Below are 19,536 nucleotides of genomic sequence, written 5' to 3'. Positions count from 1 at the left end.
AGATTTTTATAAAAAACGCCTGAGTAATCAGGCGTTTTTTATTTTGTATTTACTATTTCTATTGGCATAAAATTTGTTTATTTTCTAGGCATACTCATATTAAAAAGATTTTACTATGCCTGATCCGAAAAAGTTTGAAAAAACGCTCGACCGGTTTGGTCACTATGCCGTTGAAGCTTTTCATTATTTGGCTTTATTCATTATCGGTTGTATGGTGGCATGGTCAGCAGCACATACAGTTTATGAAATTTTAACTGTCAAAAAGTATGCATCAATCGATGACATCTTATTGTTATTTATTTACCTAGAACTCGGCGCAATGGTCGGTATTTATTTTAAAACCAATCACATGCCTGTACGTTTTCTTATTTATGTAGCGATTACAGCCTTAACGCGTTTACTGATTTCAGATATTCAACATGACCATAAAGCAGATATCGATCAAGTGATTATTACCGGTTCAATTTTAATTTTAGCGATTTCAATTTTAGTGGTTCGTTTTGCTTCTTGGCACTACCCATCTGTAATGAAAGAAAAGCATTCAAAAACACCCAACTCTTTAAAAACTCCTCAACCACAAGATGATGAATTAGCATAAAAAAGGCCTCAATATTGAGGCCTTTTTATTTTTATATTTTAGTTTTAACGCACACGATAAACTTGGTGATGTGAATCAACTAATAAATATTGATTCGGTGTTTTCACCCAGTGATATCCACGTGGTGGTTCATATAAACGATGGGCACGCCAGTCCGAAACAAAATAACGGTTATCACGGTATTCTACAGGAATACGCTCCCCTCGCTTGAACACAACATATTCATGCCCACGGTTTGCATTTGACCAAACCGGTGGTCTATGGTCATCGCGTCGATCATAACGATGATCATAGCGTTGTTCATAATGTCGATAGTCTTTACCGTGATAGTTATCCCAGCGATTATTTGAATCCGCCATCGCAGTAGCAGACATACCCAACATTAAAGTTGAAAGTACAAGAACGATTGGCTTTTTCATGGTGCATCCCTTTTGTCTTGATATAGAGCTAGATTAAAAGAGAGTCAAGGAGAAACCATGAATAAAACCGGCTTGATTGATATTGTTTGTAATGACTATAAAGAAAATATGAAGAATCTGTATCTGTGCTACCATTAGCATTTTCTAAGCTAGGTCAATTGCTGTGTCTGAAATCAGTTTTGAACGTCTTCATCAATTTTTCTGCAAAGTTCCAAGTGTACAAGAAGCCCGTATTATGGCGCATGGAGCAGATGGCGAACACGCTTGGTGGTTTAAGTTCAGTATTGATGTAGAACACCCACTTGCATGGCAAACCGTGCAAGAACTCGGCCATGTTTTAAACTATCTATCGACGAATGAACGTCTACCTACGTTATTTTTTCCAGTGTCACCACCGCCTTATATGAATGGCGAAGCAAAAGACTTTTTGTCATGGATTATTCAATGTAATCATCCTGAGTTTAACCCTGATGCCGTATGTGATTGGCTTGAAGCACGTTTACCTAATCCGGTAGATGATGAATCGCAGTGGAAGATTAAGACTGATTTGAGTGAAATAGAAAAGTTAGATGATAAGGCTTTGGATCAATTGATTCCGCCAGCACCTTAAATCATCGGACTTATAGCACAGCCTTTACTTACAGTGATGTTCTAATATCTTTTGTATAGGCTAATGCCTCACTTTTGAGAGGTCAAAAGTGACAAAAACCTTTGTTTCACTGATGTTGCTTCCCTGCAACACAGTGAAACGGCGACATCCATGTCGCCAATTATCTTTCCAATTTTGTACAAAATCACGGCAACGGATAAGCTCAAAGTTTATATAAAAAATAGAATTAGAAAGTGGATAACCCTGACCATTCCATAAAGCGATAAATCCAATACTTCACTTTAGACTCGTCTGCATACTTCGCATAATCGACGCTCATCTGTCTACCTTGTAGATTTGACCAAGAAGTATTGAAGTAATCCTGAGCATCTTTAAAAACTTGATCTTGAACTTTGCCTATAACCAACATATCCGTTTCAAGGTTGTAATTTTTTAAATTACGAGCAGTGAAATTGGCAGAACCTACAATCAACTCAGCTTGCTGGTCGTTATATTTCACAATCATTTTGCTATGGTTCTGTTCACCATGCGTGTCACACCAGCGAATTGGTATACCAGCAGCATGTAGTTCTGAAGCAACCTGACGGTTTGGAATACCATTCTTTTGTCTTCCAAATGCATCTTTATTTGGATCGAGTAAAACACGAACAATAACCCCTCGCGCTTGAGCATTTTTTAGAGCTTGAATAATCTTGCGTTCAGATAGATAGAACATACTTAGATCGAGATGTTCTTTGGGTTTAGCCGAATTAATTAGTTTCAGTACAGATTCATAGATTGCGCCCTCAGTTAACACTTGAACCTGAGGCTTGGTTATATCTTTTTCGAAGTCACCTAAAATGAGTGATGGTGAGCTACTTCCAGACATCTGCGCAACAGCAGCTTCTGTTTGAAGAATATCAGTAGCTGTGGCTCCTGTTACAACCAACGCCACATTAGAGTGTCTCGAACTACCATCGTGTGGATTTGCTGAGGTGACCAATGATTTCCAACCAACGTCAGTATCAACAACCAAGGTTTTACGGTGATTCGCTTTAAAATTAAATAGGTTCAGATAACTGCGTAATGTAATTTTTTCATTACCAAAAGGATTGGGTAACCAACCTTTGTCTGGATTATTTCCGATATTTTGGCAACAAATATACCAAAAACCAGACCAAAGTGGATTTGAAGCACGTAAAGGTGCCAGATTCGTTTCGATAACATCAACACCGGCTTGTCGTAATTGCCGATAATGCTCCGGACTTAAACCGCCATAAACTGAGTTAATCGGGTCAGTAATTAATACAATCTGGATTTGACGGTTTTGTCTTTTTTTACTAATCAACGCATTAGTAAGTTCCTGCATCAATGGTCTTTGCTTTATTTTTGAATCACCCACCTCTGAATTAAATAAAAACATATCGACCACAATAGTAGTCTTTGCCTCATCAATCATTTTTAAAATTTCATCAAAAATATGTTGATCAAGCTTCTGTTGACCATTGGCATCCAGATAAGTTTTATCTGCTAAAAATTTGACATCGGCATGTCTAAGCTTGCCACTAAAGTTAATGCCCTGTGGTAATGGTTTTACTGTGTGGTAAATTGCCGATGCAATATATGCAATAGCAACAACGCAAAGTAATACCGCCATATAACGACGCCCTGACCAATTTATTTTTTGATGAATTCGCTGAAAAATACGCATAAAAAAGACCTAACTTGATCATTCCAAATTAGGTCTTTTAGCTTGATTTTTCAAGTTTAGTTTCGTGTTAGGCCTTAGAAACTAAAGTTTACACCGACAGTAAAATTACGTCCGACTTGTGGAACATTTGCAAGGAAAGACTCATGTTGATAAATTCGGCTATCAAGCAAGTTGTTGGCATTCAAGAACACTCGATAATCACCAATATTGCTATATTTGCCGTTATAACCAACGCCTAAATTCAGCATGTTATAGCTCTGCCCTTTGGTTTCATAATTAGCAATATCATCTTGTTTGAATACATGATAATACTCGGCAGAACCATCCCATCCATCACCAAAATCTGCTTTAACTTTAGTACCTAAACGCCCACCCGGAATACGTGGTGCATTTTCATTATCAATTTTGCCGCGAACATAATCACCAAATAGCCCTAAATTATATACAGGTGAAATTTGGTAGCTTAGGTCAGCATCGACACCATAGAACTTAGCTGCATCTTGACTATATTGAATAAGACGGAAGCCTTGGAAATCATCCAATGTATTAGCATAAATGAAATTATCAAAACGGTTATGGAACACGCTTACGTTGTATTTCAAAAGATCATTATTAAAGTGCAAACCTAACTCAACATTATTTGAGCGCTCTTTCTTCAGGTCATCATTACCCAACTCATAAGTATTGGTCGCCATATGCACACCGTCCGAATACAACTCTTGAGCAAATGGCAAACGTTCTTGGTGTGATGTTGTGAGGGACAATTTGTATTGCGGAATAAATTCCCAGCTTGCTGTACCAGCAACCGAATATCCAGTACCCGTGTAATTCTTTTGATCTGACTCAATGTCGATAGTTTGATGATCAATACGCGAAGAAACTGCAAGATTGACGTTATTGATTTGTTTTTGTTGCAAACCAAATACGCTATAACGTTGGGTTTTGCTTGGATCCATAATCGACTCATCACCAACAATATTCAGTTTTTGTTGGGTATATTGCGCGCCAATTTGTCCTGTCCAACCCGCCCAAGCATTATTTTCTAATGTAACTCGGCTATCAATCCCTTTGCTTTTAAAAGTTGTTCCGACATCAGTATTATGCATTTCTTCATGTTGATAATCGGTATAGCTTGCTTGCGCTGCAACTTTAGCAAAACCTGCAAACGGGTCTCTTAACTCACCTTTTAAATCGTAACGCTTTTCTTTGAGATTAATCCATGAGGCATCATGTTCGTGCTCATGCTCATGATCGGTTGATGGGTCTTCAGTTCCACACACAAGGTGCAAGCCATCACGTTCACATGAACCAAAAAGCTCATTATCGGCAGGAATACCATATTGATCATGACGCTGGCTAAATGAAGCACCGATAAAACCACGATCCCCAATCCAAGATAATCCAGCATTATAATTTTTAGAGTCGGCAAAAGTGCTATCCTGACGACGCTCGTCTGTTTGTAAATCTCTAGGCAAAATATAGTCATTCGCATCGCGCTTTAAACCACCGACACGTAGCGCAACATGGTCCCCTAAACCGACTGTCGCTTGCCCTGAATATAGTAGCTCATCACTACCTGAGTTGTAGCGGACACCGGCTTTTCCTTGATAGCCCTTGTCTGGCATGCTGGTTGGAATTTTTTCATCAACAACATTTACCAGTCCCCCCACAGAGCCTGCACCATATAATAATGCTTCAGCACCATTTAATATCTGAATATCTTGGGCAGAGTTTGGATCAACCGTAACGGCATGGTCTGGCGATACAGATGAAACATCCATTACATCTCCACCGTTTTGTACGATCTTGACACGTGTACCGTCTTGACCACGAATGACAGGACGGCTCGCCCCTCCTGTATATTGAGCTGAATAAACCCCTGCCTGACCATTTAAGGCATTACCAATACTCGTTGCACCTTCTGCTAAAGACGTATTATTGGCTGGTGCTGTGGGTTCTGCTTTAACCGTAATTGTTGCCAATTCGGCAGGTTTCTCTTCCTTAGTATTTGTGTCATCCGCTGCCATCACTTGCTGAATAGAAAGTGATAATAATGAGAGAACAAAAAGCTGTGTTTTGAGCTGCATAGTCAATGCCCCATATTTTTTACGTTATATTATAACATTCCAAATGTTTTGCAATAAAAAACATTAACCAAAGGCATGTTTCGTTAGACTCGTTGTTTTGATGATGTGAGAAGCTTCGTTTTCCAATGCCTTTTACAATCTCTCATGCTGTTCTTGCTCCACCGATTGCTAAACTAAGTCGAAACACTTTGCCTGTTGCTGCCCTAGCTATTGGCAGCATGACACCTGACCTTTACCGCTTATTTACAGTTCAGTCAGGTATGCTGACTCATCAATGGAAGGGTTTGCTTTACCCAAACCTTGCATTAGGTTTATTGTTTTGCGTCATTTGGTATTTACTTTATCGACCTGTGGTTTACCGTTTTTTTGGTATTCAGCATGATTTGAAATTAGATTCTTTTAAACGTTTTATCTACTTTTTAATTGGAATTATATTTGCACTCATTATCGGTATTGCCACTCATCTCATTTGGGATGGTCTTACTCATTCTGACTTTCGAACTTTTATCTTCCAAGATTTTTTATCCCAAAAGGTTCATTTCTTTGGTCGTCCCTATCCTTTGCATCGACTACTTCAACTCGGTTCTTCTGCTCTAGCATTACCTTTTTTAGGCTGGATGAGTATTCATTACTATCAAAAACATAAACAGCACTGGAAAATAAGTCATAAAATTAAAATTTTTGCATGGTCTCTGTTTATTTTATCTACCCTTTTGGGCTTATTTTCACTTTGGGATTATGCCCGTTACATTCCTCATGAGGTTTGGCATACCGACACCTATTACTTTACAGGTCGATCTATTAATGAATTCATGCAAGGCTGGTTAAGCACTTTTAGTTTAGGGTGCTTATTATTCCTGTTTTTAGATCGACAACAAAGAATGGGCTAAAGGGTAAACTTGCTGCCAAATTGCTCATTTTTAGCTAAATTATAGCTGTTTTTTGGTCTAGTTCTTGTGGCATGCCATTCAACAGGGCATAATCGAAAACTTACTTTTTTGACGGTGCGCGGTTTACGCATCCGTCTTTTCAGCCAATATAGTTTGGATAATCTTCATCATGATGCGAACTCATTACTGTGGCTCTTTAACTGAAGCCCAAATCGACCAAACCGTTACATTATGCGGTTGGGTACATCGTCGCCGTGACCATGGCGGTGTTATTTTCCTTGATATGCGTGACCGTGATGGTCTCGTTCAAGTGGTTATTGACCCAGATACTCCAGAAGCATTTGCAACTGCAGATAAAGCACGTTCTGAATATGTATTAAAAATTACAGGTCGTGTTCGTCGCCGTTATGAAGGTACTGAAAACCCAAATATGGTGAGTGGTCAAATCGAAGTTTTAGGCAAAGAAATCGAAGTTCTTGCTGCTTCTGAAACTCCTCCATTCCCATTAAATGATGACACGATTAACGTGTCAGAAGAACACCGTTTAAAATATCGTTTCTTGGACATTCGCCGTCCTGAAATGTTAGAGCGTTTACGTTTCCGTTCTAAAGTAACTAACTTGATCCGTAACTATTTAGATGATCACGGTTTCTTAGACGTTGAAACTCCGATTTTAACTCGTGCAACTCCTGAAGGTGCACGTGACTATTTAGTACCAAGTCGCGTACAAAATGGTAGCTTCTACGCACTTCCACAATCACCTCAATTGTTTAAACAATTATTGATGGTTGGTGGTATCGATCGTTACTACCAAATCGCGAAATGTTTCCGTGATGAAGACTTACGTGCTGACCGTCAGCCAGAATTCACTCAAATCGACATTGAAACATCGTTCTTAAATGACGATGAAATCATGGATTTGATGGAAGGCATGACTGTTAAACTATTTAATGACTTGCTTGGCGTAAAATTTGAAAAGTTCCGCCGCATGCCATATAGCGAAGCGATGCGTGACTATGCATCTGATAAACCAGATTTGCGTATTCCATTGAAACTCGTTGACGTTGCAGATTTAATGCAAGAAGTTGAGTTCAAAGTATTTGCTGGTCCTGCAAAAGACCCTAAAGGTCGTATTGCAGCACTTCGTGTACCTGGTGCAGGTTCATTAACTCGTAGCCAAATTGATGAATACACTAAATTTGTTGGCATCTACGGTGCGAAAGGTTTGGCGTACATCAAAGTCAATGAAATCGAAAAAGGAATTGAAGGTCTTCAATCTCCTATCGTTAAATTCATTGAACCAATCGTAATGAAGTTACTTGAGCGTGTTGGTGCAGAGAATGGCGATATCGTATTCTTCGGTGCTGATAAAGCCAAAGTTGTAAACGATGCTATGGGTGCACTTCGTGTCAAGATCGGTCATGACTTGAACCTTGCAACTTGTGAGTGGGCTCCACTTTGGGTTGTTGACTTCCCAATGTTTGAAGAAACTGACGATGGCAAATGGACTTCTGTTCACCACCCATTCACACTACCTAAATCTAGCGTAGAAGACGTGAAGAGCAATCCAGGCGAAGCACTTTCTGTTGCTTATGACATGGTATTGAATGGTACTGAAGTTGGTGGCGGTTCTCTTCGTATTTACACATTAGAAATGCAAAAAGCGATTTTTGAAGCGCTTGGTATTTCTGATGAAGAAGCAGAAGAGAAATTCAGCTTCTTGCTTAACGCACTTCGTTATGGCGCCCCTCCTCACGGTGGTTTGGCATTTGGTCTTGACCGTTTAGTAATGCTTATGACTGGCGCGACTTCAATTCGTGACGTTATTGCATTCCCTAAAACGAAAACTGCTGAATGTCCACTTACTCAAGCACCTGCTCCTGTTGAAGCAAACCAACTTCGTGACTTGGGCATCCGCTTACGTGAACAACAAAAGAAAGAAGCTTAATTGCTCTTTAATAAAAAACCCTGCTATTGCAGGGTTTTTTTATTGAGAAATAAGATATATATTCGACTTACCTAAGCTATGCTTTGCGAATAAGCTAGTCAGTGGCATAATAAGGAGCTTTTAATTTAGAGGTCAGCTTTATGGCTATGCGTCCTGATGTACGTCGACATGCTTTAGTCGTGATTGTATTCTCCCTCGCACAATGGTTTTTCATGCGCTACATCCTTGCGAATGAATTATTTAATCTCACGACGAACCAACGTATTCTTTATTTCTGTGTAAGTAGTTTAGTCGGTGCATTACTTATCTTTGTTGCCCTAATTTATATGGTACTTAAAGGTAATGCGGACCATAAATAAAATTCATAAAGTTAATCTTGAATCAAGTTTATGAAAGTCTTAGCCATCGTTTCCATATCTATAATACTTTTGACTTCTTTAGGTATGTCATAAGGATGATTAATGCATTCTTTTAAAGCAATGGCTAACTTCTCTATGTCATTTTTTGGAATTAGATAACGATTCATAATCGGATTATTAAAGAGTAATGCAATACTACTACTTGAGTTATAACTTACTATTGGTACATCCAAACTCAAAGCTTGTAATAAAGATATCGGGCTTCCCTCACTTGATGAGCTCATAACAACACACCGAGATTGACATATGAAATCTTGCGGACTACTGGACCAACCAAGGAAATCTACACGATTTTGTATATTTAATTTATTCGCTAAATTTTTTAAAGGTAAAATTTCAGGACCATCACCTAGTATTCCAAGTTTTCCGCTCACGTTTGCTTTATAGAACGCCTTAATAATATGATCAACCTGCTTAAGATTCACTAAACGTCCTAAAAATAAAGCATCCCACTTTTTTGAATTAAAACGGTTTGTGTTTTCTGGTAATTCAATACCATTTGGAATTGTTACAAACTCTGATGATTCTAGGATCTTTTTATATGCTTCTTCGAGATGCTTACTGACAATAACAATTCTTTTCCCATTGAGCAATTGTTTGAAATAAATTTTATGACGTTCGTAACGTAAATAACTACGCAACTGCCCCCCAATATCCTTAAAAGTTCTTCTCTCTAATATCTCCCCATGTACCCAAAACCAGATTTTATCTTTTTGTCTAAGATAATCATAAAGATAATATCCATTGTGAAATCCTAAAATAATTAAATTATAAGAGCTGATATTAATTTTTTCTTCAACCATAACCTGTTCAGCTTTTGTTAAAGTTTTTCTTTTCCACAATTTACCATAAGAAAAATCATGGCGAATATTTAAACTAATAAGTTCAACTGATGGTTCAAGATGACATTCCTGATTCGTATTATCAAGTGCACAAACTGTGACTTTAATTAATGAAGAACGGCTTAAAAAATTTGCCAGAGCACATGTAATGCTTTGAGCACCACCCTTACCTAAGTTATCAACAATAAAAAGTATTTTCTTCATTTACAGATTTTCGACTTCAATAAATAATATCTAAACCAGTTACTTACTCTTAGCCATATATATTCAGAAAAAGATTTATTTATTTTAAAAAGTGCTTTTGTTATTTGTCTATTAATTTTATATTCAGCCAGAGGATATAAAAAATGAAATTTATAGTCTTGTATAATTTTTTTCATATCATTATACATTGCTAAATGATTATGAGAAAAGTTAGAGTCATGTACTCTGTAACCACAAAAGACTTCCGGTATATAGTCGAGTCTTTCGTCATCCTTTGTTAGCTTTAACCACAAGTACCAATCTTCAATTTTTATACTTTCATCATACCCATTTACATCTTTTAAAGTACTTAAACGAAGCATTTGTGTACATGCAGGCAAATCATGCTTATTTAGAATAATATCTTCAAATGAAAATGATGTCTTATTAGAGATTCTCTTAGTAACTGCATTTCCACTTGCATCAATAATTGCTACTGCACCAAATACTCCAATAACAGGATTATTTTCAAGGTATTCGACTTGTCTGGATGTTTTCTCAGGGAACATTATGTCATCTGACGCAATCAGAGATACATATTTTCCCTGACACCATTGTATTGCTTCATTTAGTGTCGCACTCAGACCTCTATTTTCACGTGTGTAACATTCGAACCGTTTAAATCTTTCTCGACATTCTGACTCTATTTTTTTTATTTCCTCAAATGAATCATCTTTTGAACCATCATCAATAACGATGAGTTCAATAGCTTTATAAGTTTGATTTATAACAGACTTGATAGTATCAAGAATATACTGGCGATGATTATAGCAAGGTATAATTACCGAAACTAAAGGCTGCATTTAATATACTCATATCTAGTAAAAAACTTAATTATTTTTACTTTATGCCTTAAAATCAACATAATTACCATTTCAATTAACAGTTAAAAAATTATCAGCTCATAATTAGCTTAACTCACTCCATTTTGTATATACTTACTTTTATACAATGGAGTATATCGGTAACAGGCATCTACAGAGTAAGTTTGCTAATGTTAATAGATATTACGCGGTCACCCTTCTGAATTGATTAAATATCTTTATTTAAGATTTTTTGCACTCACTCTAATATCTTTCAAAAATAGTTAATACATCTAATCAACTAGTTATAGTAATGATAAACATCATGGATAAAATTATTGTGCTCTTTTGCAATTTGTTCAAAGCAATACTTTTCTAATGCTTCCTTCTTGGCTTGCTGTGCGAGCTGTAACGCAAAATCTGGGTTTCTAATTAGATATTCAATTCCATTTGCTAAATCCTGAGAATCACCTACTTTGGTAACCCAGGCATTTTCACGATGCTTGCATACTTGTAAAGGGCCAACATGATCACTACTCAACACAACCTTTCCCCAACCAAAAGCATCAAGTATTCCAAGTGGCTGAATATCATTTAGAGAAGGAATTGCTATCATATCTGCTGCATGGTAAATCTCGATTTTTTGCTGCGCGTTTACCCATCCAGGAAATTGAACCAAATGTTCAATACAGAAATCCTGAACCATTTTTTCATATTCAGCTTTATTTTCTCCATCACCAGCAAGTATTGCTTTAATCTGAATATTTTTTTGATTCAATAAGTGAATAGCTTCAATCAGGACATGGACACCCTTATTTGGAATCATGCGGGTTAACATTGCTATAGTAACGGGGTTTCGTAAAGGTTGAGGAAGTGCCGGTTTCTCTGGCAGATGTATCAGATTAGAAATCACCCGATGCATTTTTGTTGTTTTTTGCTTCGCTGTTAATAGAGATTTCACTAACTCTTGAATATGAGGTGTGATATGAATAAATGCATCAGCTCTGACTGACCTTTTTACATTATGGCTATGGTTCACAGCAATAACAGGTATCTTTCTTGACATACCGATCTGAGCATTTTTAAATAGCCAGACAGCTTTTCCGCTATGTGCAATAATTACATCTGGTTGTTGTTCTTGTAAAAAATTTCTAACTTTTAAAGCGGCATTGATACTATAAAAACCAGTATTAGGAATGACATAAATTGGACGTGAACCACTACTAAGGTGTTTATTTTCCTCACCACGCAGCAGAATAACCTGATGACCATTCACTTCCAATGTATCAGATATATTCAACATGGCTTGCCAACGACCACCCGTTGCATCCCCATAAACAGTATTTATAACTTTCATAACAACATTCGCTTAAATTAAAATTACTTATTAAATAATAACATTTGAAAATACTAATTAAATTCTATGACTAGATAAATTTCTCCTTAGTTTGAAAAAAATCTCTTTTGCATGGTCTTTCATCTCCAGATCTTGCAGCATTTGATCAAAATTTTGTACTGTAAACTGATCAAATAATGCAATCCATAATTTCTTTTTCAAAAAGAATAGCTGCTTTTTGATATCCTCATCATGCATAGCATTTTCATTATAGAAAATTACTAATGGACAGCCAGACATTATAACTTCGGCGATCATCGAAGTTGAATCCTGACTAGCTAACACCCAATCAGCTGCTTTAATATAATCCTTAATATCACAACTTTGCCCTTGTGCTACCCATGTTAACTGGTCATAGGGCTGAAAAATACCATACTGCTCGGCAAGTTTCTGCAATTCTTTTTCAAAAGTAACCGATGTTCTTCGTGATGTCGTCAGTAACAATCTCGCTGTAGGATATTGCTTTCGAACTTGCTGTAAAACATTTGCCCATTGTGCCGCCTCACCAATCTTTACTGTTTTAGTGTCAGCACCAATCAAAATTGTAATCGTTTGTTCAGCATTTTGAATACCCAAATGTTCTAGGGCCTGTTCGCGTGTTAGAGGTAAAGCACTCATTTTATTCGGTGCAATTGGATAGTAAAAATAATGAGGCAAAACAGCTTGTTGTTCATGAATAGTAAATACCACATCAAACAAGTCAGCGCGAATCCCCCGTAATGAACCCGCGACCAAATTTTTCACAGACTGATCTTTGTGTAAATGTTGTTTGAGCAGTAGATTGGCAAGTAGAGTGTTTCCCCCTGCCGATATAATATAAGCAACCTGTTTCTGCTCTAATGCTCTTAAGGTTTGGGCATCAAAAAAATAACGTAACCACTGTGTATTTATTGAAAACTTGATCAGTAACTTCAGAACACGATACAACCATTTTTTAGGTAGATTTAATTGAACCCATTCGACCTGATACTCTTGCTGTTGATTCAGTAGTTGCACTATTCCTTGAGTTTGAGTTTCATGGCCTGCTTTACCATCGGTCAAAGCTAGGATAAAAGGTTTTTGTTGTGCCATTAATCTATCATCCTATGCGGAAAGCAATGATTGATAGACTTGGACCGTATAATCAATCATTTTCGTAAAAGTCAATTGTTCTTGTGCCAAGGCATAAGCCTGTTTAAAACTTGCTTCAGGGGCTACCACATCCAAATAGTTTTGAATCACTTGTTGCAATGCTTCAATATTATTTGGTTCACATAGAAACTCAACAGGAATAAACTCAGCCATCATTCCGACATCAGTCCCTAACACAGGACGTTGAAGCAATAAACTTTCAGCAAGTGTATACGGCCCCCCTTCACGCAAGGACGACACAATCAAGGCCTCATGGTCTGTAATCAAAGGGTGAATATTGCCACTATACCCATATAAGTGAACCCGATCAGCTAATTGGTAGTCTTGAATCAATTGCTCTAGCTTCTCTCGTTCTTCACCATCACCAACAATAGTTAATTGGTGTGAAATGTTCCGCCAAGCAGCCAGTAAAAGATCGAAACCTTTCACTTCATTTAAACGCCCAATGGCAATAAATTTTCTATTTTTTACAAATGATTGAGCAGGCATATTCAAAGAAATACCATTATAGACCACACTTAGTTTTTCCGGCTGCCCCACAATCTGCGCAAGTCGCTTACTCACACAAATGATATGATCGAATGCCAAGTAAGAATCAATCTTTTTCTTTACACCATGGATAGTCACCACACAAGGGAAATCAAAACCTGCAATCATGCCTTGCAACAGTTTGGCCGTTTTAGAAGCATGAGCATGTACCACTTGTGGTTCTGTCCCCAATATTGTTTTTTTAAGCAGATATTTCGTCCACGGATTATAACGACTGCCACTCATATCAAAAGCAACAAAGTTTACCGAACTTTCCACTTGACTTTGATATTTCTGATGTGCAATTAAAGAAACTTCATGTGCTTGTGATAAACCAGCAGCTAGCTCAAGTACATGTTTTTCTAGACCACCTTCCTCATCACTTGCCATCACAAGCGTAATTTTCATGATTAGCCCTCACGCGTACCAAGTTTTAAACGAAGCTTGACGGCAAATAATGAATCTTTTCCGCTGATCTTAATACGTTGTAGTTGCATAAAGTCCGGCTGTTCACCATCAATGCCTTCCATTGTGGTCACTGCATTACTATACCCTGACAGTTTTGCCAGTTTAACATCTCGGTCTGAGTAAATACCAAATGGATAAGCAAAACTGGTTACTGGCTTTTCTATCAGTTGTTCAAGCCACTGCTTTGAATCAGTTAGTTCTTTTAAACAATCCGTATCATCCAGTTTGTTTAAATTAGCATGCGTTACCGTATGTGAACCAATTTCAATCAGTTCGCTATCTGCCAGTTGCTTGACTTGAGCATCATTCAACTTAGCTTCAAGCATGAGTTCACCACTATTATGATGTTCTTTTTTATAAGTTGACCAATCACGATCATGACGATCAACCACCACATATATGGTTGCCTTGGCCTGATATTTTTCTAAAATGGGATAAGCAATTTGCAAGTTGTCTAAATAACCATCATCAAAAGTAATGGCAACTGTTTTGGCTGGGTGCTTTCCCCAGTTCTCTTGCAATTCGTGCATCGTTACAAAATGGAAGCCTTGCGCTTTCATCCAAGCAACTTGCTTTTCAAACTCAGCGGGCTTGACCCGAAGCTTATTAAATTTGGCACCATTAATATGATCTCGTACCATGTGATACATCAATACACGTGGTCGATTCCAATCCACTGCTGGCTTCCACCACGCATACTTATAGCTAAATAACACGGTAAGCAAAACCACTAAAATCAGGATATAAATCACAATGCCAAACTCATTATTTCGCTAAAAGATATGTTGCCACACGGTCTGCTTCTTTAAAAGCATAAGGTTGTGGTAACTGTACGACACAAGTATTCTGTGAGATTAGTTGTGATTCTATCATTTGATCAATCGAGTGCGTAATTCTATCGTCTTTCAACCGATCGATTGCTATGACCCCTACGCGACAACCTGCAGTAAGTGCCTCATAAATCATAGAAACACTATCTTCGGTTACCCACACAGCTTCTGCCTTTTGCATTTCCTCAAAAATCCAGCCTTGAGGAGTTTGCTCAACCGGACATATCTGCAAACACTTAGTAAAGCTTTGTTGTTTTAAAATATCAATGAAACCTACAGGAGTACGACGTGAGGTGGTCAGGATAATCTCAGAATTTGAATTACACTCAACAATTTTTTGGACACTTAATAATACTTTTTCATGGTTCCACTGATGTCGTTTAGATGAACCACCCAATGCAATTAAAATTCTGCCTGCCTGATGTCGGTTTTCATTACGAATTGGATTCAATGCTCCACGCGTAACAATAACGCGCTCATTTGAAAGAATACCGTCATGCTCTGGAATCACAGCATAGTCAAACCAAACAATAGGTAAATTTGGCTTCATTAAAATAACAGTCTTCGCCTTTTTAAAAATTTTACCCAGCAACCAGACACGAAAGTGCGTATGGCTCCCGACACCAAATATGAAATCGGGTGCTTGCTGAAGTAGAGAATTTTTTGAAGAGAAAAGCGCTTTAATTAAGGAAATAATAGGCAAGTCATTAATAGAAACTTCTTCAAAAGTTGCATTTGCCTGCTGTCTTTGCATTGCCTGAAACAAGCCTAAAGCCTGTGAACGATGCCCTGCTTTACCATCAGAGACATAGACAATATGCATAAAAGCTCCCTAACTAAAAAATAAAAAGGCGAAACCAATGTTCGCCTTTTCATGTTAACGGATTAACTTATTTTACGTAAGTTAACCAGTGTTCATATTTTGGATTTTTACCTTGAACTGCATCAAAGAAAGTCTTTTGGATTTCAGTGGTAATTGGACCACGGCAACCCGCACCGATTTGACGGTCATCGTATTCACGGATTGGTGTAACTTCAGCAGCAGTACCTGTGAAGAATGCTTCATCGGCAATATAGAATTCGTCACGTGTAATACGGCGCTCAACAACTTGGTAACCAAGATCTCTAGCAATCGTCATCACAGTTTGACGTGTAATACCGTCAAGTGCACCACCAGCGATATCTGGAGTATGTAAAACACCATCTTTAATCAAGAATACGTTTTCACCAGAACCTTGGCACACATAACCTTGTGGGTCCATAAGCATTGCTTCATCGTAACCAGAGTGCGCAACTTCTTGGTGAGCAAGAATTGATAATGTGTAGTTACCAGATGCTTTTGCTTTACACATGGTCACGTTTGGATGGTGGTGAGTAAATGATGAAGTTTTAACGCGAATACCTTTAGCCATTGCTTCATCACCAAGGTATGCGCCCCACGCCCATGCTGCTACTGCGGCATGAATAGTGTTATTTGTTGCAGCAATGCCTAGTTTTTCTGAACCGATCCAAATAAGCGGACGTAAATAGCAAGAAGCTAATTTATTTTCACGAACAACATCGATTTGTGCTTGCTCAAGCGCTGCTTGGTCAAACGGTACTTTCATTTGATAAATTTTTGCTGAATTTAACAAACGTTTTGTGTGGTCTTGAAGACGGAAAATTGCTGTACCCTTAGGAGTTTCATAAGCACGAACACCCTCAAATACGCCCATACTGTAGTGTAGTGTATGGGTTAAAACGTGAATCTTTGCATCACGCCAATCAATTAATTGTCCATCTTGCCAAATAAAACCATCACGATCAGCCAAATTCATGGAACACTCCAAATTGTTATAAAATCATTCACTATCCAACTCAACCGAGGCGGTTGGGTCTATTAATCTTTGCCATAAATTGCAAACGACCGCACGGGTACTACGCCAGTCCGCTGCACTGACTTGCATGGATTGATTCGCAAGGGCTAAGCGGTGGCTTTCGGCACGTTCACTAAGATAGGCTCGAATTAATGCTGTGGCATCTTCACTGGATAAGCAGTCTGCTTTAGCAGCATCTTCTAATATTCTTACATTATCAGAATAATGGGCGAGATCGGGTTTCGTCCCGCTCCATGCAAGTACAGCATACTGTGCCATAAATTCGATATCTACGATACCACCTGCGTCCTGTTTTAAATGAAAAATACCATGTTTTTTTTGTTCAGAAGACGAACCTAGGTGGTCTTTCATTTTCTGACGCATTTTCAACACTTCTTCACGAACATAAGCCTCATCTCTAGATTGAGTCAATATCTCGCGGCGAAATATTTCAAATTTTTGGCAAAGCGTTTCATCACCAGCAATAGAGCGGGCACGAACTAATGCCTGATGCTCCCAAAGCCATGCACTTTTCAACTGATAGTGTTCATAGGCTTTTAGACTGGTCACTAATAAACCGGCCTCACCAGAAGGTCTCAAGCGTGTATCAATTTCATAGACACGACCATCAAGCGTTTGAGTGGTCATCAGTGACATGAACTTTTGAGCGACACGCATGGCAAACTCAAACCCACTAATAGCCTTAGTTCCATCGGTGTCAGCTTGTTCATCTAGATAATGAATAAAGACAAGGTCCAAGTCAGAACCATAGCCCAGTTCAATGCCACCCACTTTGCCATAACCAATGACAGCAAAGGCTTTATAGTCAAGAGAACAACGTTTTCCCTCAACATCCTTTGGGTAACCATGACGTTTTGCTACGGTCTGATAAGCTAAATGGAGAGTTGCATTGACACTAACTTCAGCGATATCCGTTAATGCATCGGACACCTTCATAAGAGGGCTTTCAGCTAAGACGTCACTTGCAGCGACCGTGAGCACATTGCTCTTTTTAAACAAGCGAAGTACCCGCATTTGATCTTCAACCTGATCAATTTCAATACGAAGCAATTGCTGACGTAAAGAATCTTCCAAGTCCTTACGTTTTGGTAACTCAAAGTCCATCGATAAGAACTCATCCAACAGTACTGGATACTGAGTCAGCTCTTCACAAATCCACGGGCTTACTGTCGCCATTTTCACTAGGCGCTGTAATGCGCCCTTACTTTCAATCAACATGACCAAATACACTGTTCGACGCATGACTGACTCAATCAGCGGCATTAAACGTAACAGTGCAGTTTGTGGTTGTTCGGACTGCAAAATCGCTTCAATCAAATGAGGCCAGAAGGTTTTTAAACGCTGCACGGCATTTGAAGGAAGTTTTTTAAGTGCATGACCATGCCAAAACTCATGAATCAGATTTTTCGCATTATCATCTAACACTTCATCTAACTGCTGCTCTAACTGTCCAAAGTTCTCAGTTGCAGCATTAGAGCTGGTATCTTCAATCAGCTGTTTAAATTGAACTTTTACTTTTTGGCGTTTCTCGTTAAGAACATCAATAAATTCATTCCAACTCGTAAAACCCAAGGTATCTATAATGCGTTGTCGTAAATCTGCTTCTTCGGGTAATAATTGCGTTTGCTGATCGTTAAGAGCCTGAATTGCATGTTCAACACGGCGTAAAAACAGGTAAGCATCTTCAAGCTCTAATACGGCCTGTTTTTCCAACAAGCCTGCCTCACCAATATGCTCTAGACTGACCAAACACTGGCGGTCTTGTAACTCACGTTTAGAACCACCGTAAATCAGCTGAAAAACCTGAACAATAAACTCAATTTCGCGTATACCACCTGCCCCGAGTTTAATATCATCCTCAATATGGCGACGTAAAACTTCGCGTTCAATCATCGCTTTCATATCACGCATGGCAGCAAAAGCGGTGTAATCGACATAACGGCGGAATACAAAAGGACGTGTCATTTCTAATAAGTCTTGCCCTTCTTTACCCCCAGTGACAACGCGTGCCTTAATCCATGCATAACGTTCCCATTCACGACCATGCTGACTTAAATATTTTTCTAAAGCTGCATGACTAATCGCTAATGCCGAGCCATCTCCCCAAGGCCGTAAGCGCATGTCTACTCGAAACACAAAACCATCTGCGGTGATATGTTCGAGTAAATAAATAAGTTTTTGTCCCCACAAAATACAGAACTGCTGTACATCAATACATTTGCGACCATTGGTTTCGCCTTGCTCATCAAAAGCAAAAATCAGGTCAATATCACTTGATAGATTTAATTCCTGTGCCCCAAGCTTACCCATGGCAACCACAATCAAATCTTGAACTTTGCCTGAATAACTTAATGGTTCGCCGTGTTTAGCCACAAGTGCAACACGAGCAAAAGCCTTTGCTGCACAAATACTTGCATCGGCAAAGTCAGAAAGTTCACGAGTGAGTGTCACAACATCGGTAAGCTGATTGGCATCTTGCCAAATCCAGCGAAACATTAAACGACTGCGTAATATACGAAGCGCACGCATCCAAGTTGTTTCATCGGCAATGCCTTCAAGCGTGGTGCCTACAAGCTGGTAAATTTGTTCTATTGAGAGCGGTGCAGCAAATTGATCTATTTGATAATCTTGTTCTAAAACAGCCTGATGTAACCCTAAAACTTGTTCCGCGTACTGACTAGCACGCAATGTTTTTTGTAACTGCTCCGCATTCATATAAAAAAGCTCTTTTCCTCAGACTCTCTTTTTAGTTATAGC

The 19,536-nt window shown here is 38.5% G+C and carries 17 protein-coding genes; 5 read left to right on the top strand and 12 right to left on the bottom strand.

The window, feature by feature from the left end; genetic code table 11:
• Positions 1-115 precede the first annotated feature (115 nt).
• Positions 116-598 carry a phosphate-starvation-inducible protein PsiE gene (locus tag J576_RS04310; RefSeq protein WP_002051492.1) on the top strand — a complete coding sequence of 161 codons (483 nt, stop codon included), beginning with the start codon at positions 116-118 and terminating at the stop codon, positions 596-598.
• 44 nt (positions 599-642) lie between these two features.
• On the opposite strand, the gene J576_RS04305 is transcribed toward J576_RS04310, so the two are convergent.
• Positions 643-1,017, bottom strand: coding sequence for an RcnB family protein (locus tag J576_RS04305; protein WP_002051261.1), 375 nt, complete (start codon positions 1,015-1,017; stop codon positions 643-645).
• A 163-nt stretch (positions 1,018-1,180) separates the two neighbouring features.
• On the opposite strand from J576_RS04305, the gene J576_RS04300 reads away from it, so the two are divergent.
• On the top strand, positions 1,181-1,627 hold the full coding sequence (locus tag J576_RS04300; RefSeq protein WP_002051512.1) for a hypothetical protein: 447 nt from the start codon (positions 1,181-1,183) through the stop codon (positions 1,625-1,627).
• Between the two features lie 226 nt (positions 1,628-1,853).
• On the opposite strand, the gene J576_RS04295 is transcribed toward J576_RS04300, so the two are convergent.
• Together J576_RS04295 and znuD are read right to left on the bottom strand one after the other, a co-directional pair.
• The gene (locus J576_RS04295) at positions 1,854-3,317 is read right to left on the bottom strand and encodes a phospholipase D family protein (protein WP_002051557.1); all 1,464 of its coding nucleotides are present in this window, start codon (positions 3,315-3,317) and stop codon (positions 1,854-1,856) included.
• Positions 3,318-3,391: 74 nt separating this feature from the next.
• The gene (gene znuD, locus J576_RS04290; protein ID WP_002051110.1) at positions 3,392-5,404 is read right to left on the bottom strand and encodes a zinc piracy TonB-dependent receptor ZnuD; all 2,013 of its coding nucleotides are present in this window, start codon (positions 5,402-5,404) and stop codon (positions 3,392-3,394) included.
• A 125-nt stretch (positions 5,405-5,529) separates the two neighbouring features.
• Here znuD and J576_RS04285 point away from each other — a divergent pair, with 125 nt between their 5' ends.
• From J576_RS04285 to J576_RS04275, 3 genes are all read left to right on the top strand, one after another.
• Entirely contained in the window at positions 5,530-6,294 is a 765-nt protein-coding gene (locus tag J576_RS04285) for a DUF4184 family protein (protein ID WP_002051495.1), read from the top strand.
• Positions 6,295-6,463: 169 nt separating this feature from the next.
• The gene (aspS, locus tag J576_RS04280; protein ID WP_002051333.1) at positions 6,464-8,242 is read left to right on the top strand and encodes an aspartate--tRNA ligase; all 1,779 of its coding nucleotides are present in this window, start codon (positions 6,464-6,466) and stop codon (positions 8,240-8,242) included.
• Between the two features lie 140 nt (positions 8,243-8,382).
• Positions 8,383-8,601 carry a hypothetical protein gene (locus J576_RS04275; protein ID WP_001251489.1) on the top strand — a complete coding sequence of 73 codons (219 nt, stop codon included), beginning with the start codon at positions 8,383-8,385 and terminating at the stop codon, positions 8,599-8,601.
• A gap of 11 nt (positions 8,602-8,612) precedes the next feature.
• Here J576_RS04275 and J576_RS04270 read toward each other — a convergent pair whose 3' ends face one another.
• From J576_RS04270 to glnE, 9 genes are all read right to left on the bottom strand, one after another.
• On the bottom strand, positions 8,613-9,707 hold the full coding sequence (locus tag J576_RS04270; RefSeq protein WP_002051360.1) for a glycosyltransferase: 1,095 nt from the start codon (positions 9,705-9,707) through the stop codon (positions 8,613-8,615).
• Positions 9,704-10,549: a glycosyltransferase family 2 protein gene (locus J576_RS04265; protein ID WP_002051478.1), complete on the bottom strand. Its 846-nt coding sequence runs from the start codon at positions 10,547-10,549 to the stop codon at positions 9,704-9,706. Before J576_RS04265 ends, J576_RS04270 begins: the two co-directional genes overlap by 4 nt.
• A gap of 301 nt (positions 10,550-10,850) precedes the next feature.
• The gene (locus tag J576_RS04260; protein ID WP_002051426.1) at positions 10,851-11,906 is read right to left on the bottom strand and encodes a glycosyltransferase family 4 protein; all 1,056 of its coding nucleotides are present in this window, start codon (positions 11,904-11,906) and stop codon (positions 10,851-10,853) included.
• A 57-nt stretch (positions 11,907-11,963) separates the two neighbouring features.
• The gene (locus J576_RS04255) at positions 11,964-13,016 is read right to left on the bottom strand and encodes an ELM1/GtrOC1 family putative glycosyltransferase (RefSeq protein WP_002051164.1); all 1,053 of its coding nucleotides are present in this window, start codon (positions 13,014-13,016) and stop codon (positions 11,964-11,966) included.
• Between the two features lie 12 nt (positions 13,017-13,028).
• Positions 13,029-14,012 (bottom strand): glycosyltransferase, encoded by a 984-nt coding sequence (locus tag J576_RS04250; RefSeq protein WP_002051436.1) that lies wholly within the window; start codon positions 14,010-14,012, stop codon positions 13,029-13,031.
• A 2-nt stretch (positions 14,013-14,014) separates the two neighbouring features.
• Positions 14,015-14,824: a polysaccharide deacetylase family protein gene (locus J576_RS04245; RefSeq protein WP_002051135.1), complete on the bottom strand. Its 810-nt coding sequence runs from the start codon at positions 14,822-14,824 to the stop codon at positions 14,015-14,017.
• Between the two features lie 13 nt (positions 14,825-14,837).
• Positions 14,838-15,725, bottom strand: a complete 888-nt coding sequence (locus J576_RS04240; RefSeq protein ID WP_002051280.1) for a mitochondrial fission ELM1 family protein — start codon at positions 15,723-15,725, stop codon at positions 14,838-14,840.
• Between the two features lie 67 nt (positions 15,726-15,792).
• Positions 15,793-16,719, bottom strand: a complete 927-nt coding sequence (locus J576_RS04235) for a branched-chain amino acid transaminase (protein WP_002051336.1) — start codon at positions 16,717-16,719, stop codon at positions 15,793-15,795.
• Between the two features lie 24 nt (positions 16,720-16,743).
• Positions 16,744-19,494 carry a bifunctional [glutamate--ammonia ligase]-adenylyl-L-tyrosine phosphorylase/[glutamate--ammonia-ligase] adenylyltransferase gene (glnE, locus tag J576_RS04230; protein ID WP_002051490.1) on the bottom strand — a complete coding sequence of 917 codons (2,751 nt, stop codon included), beginning with the start codon at positions 19,492-19,494 and terminating at the stop codon, positions 16,744-16,746.
• Between the last annotated feature and the right edge of the window lie 42 nt (positions 19,495-19,536).

The sequence above is a fragment of the Acinetobacter sp. 766875 genome (assembly GCF_000582055.1).
Taxonomy (GTDB): Bacteria; Pseudomonadota; Gammaproteobacteria; order Pseudomonadales; family Moraxellaceae; genus Acinetobacter; species Acinetobacter nosocomialis.
The sequence above is the reverse complement of the archived record's forward strand: the minus strand, read 5'-3'. Positions and strand labels throughout refer to the sequence as shown.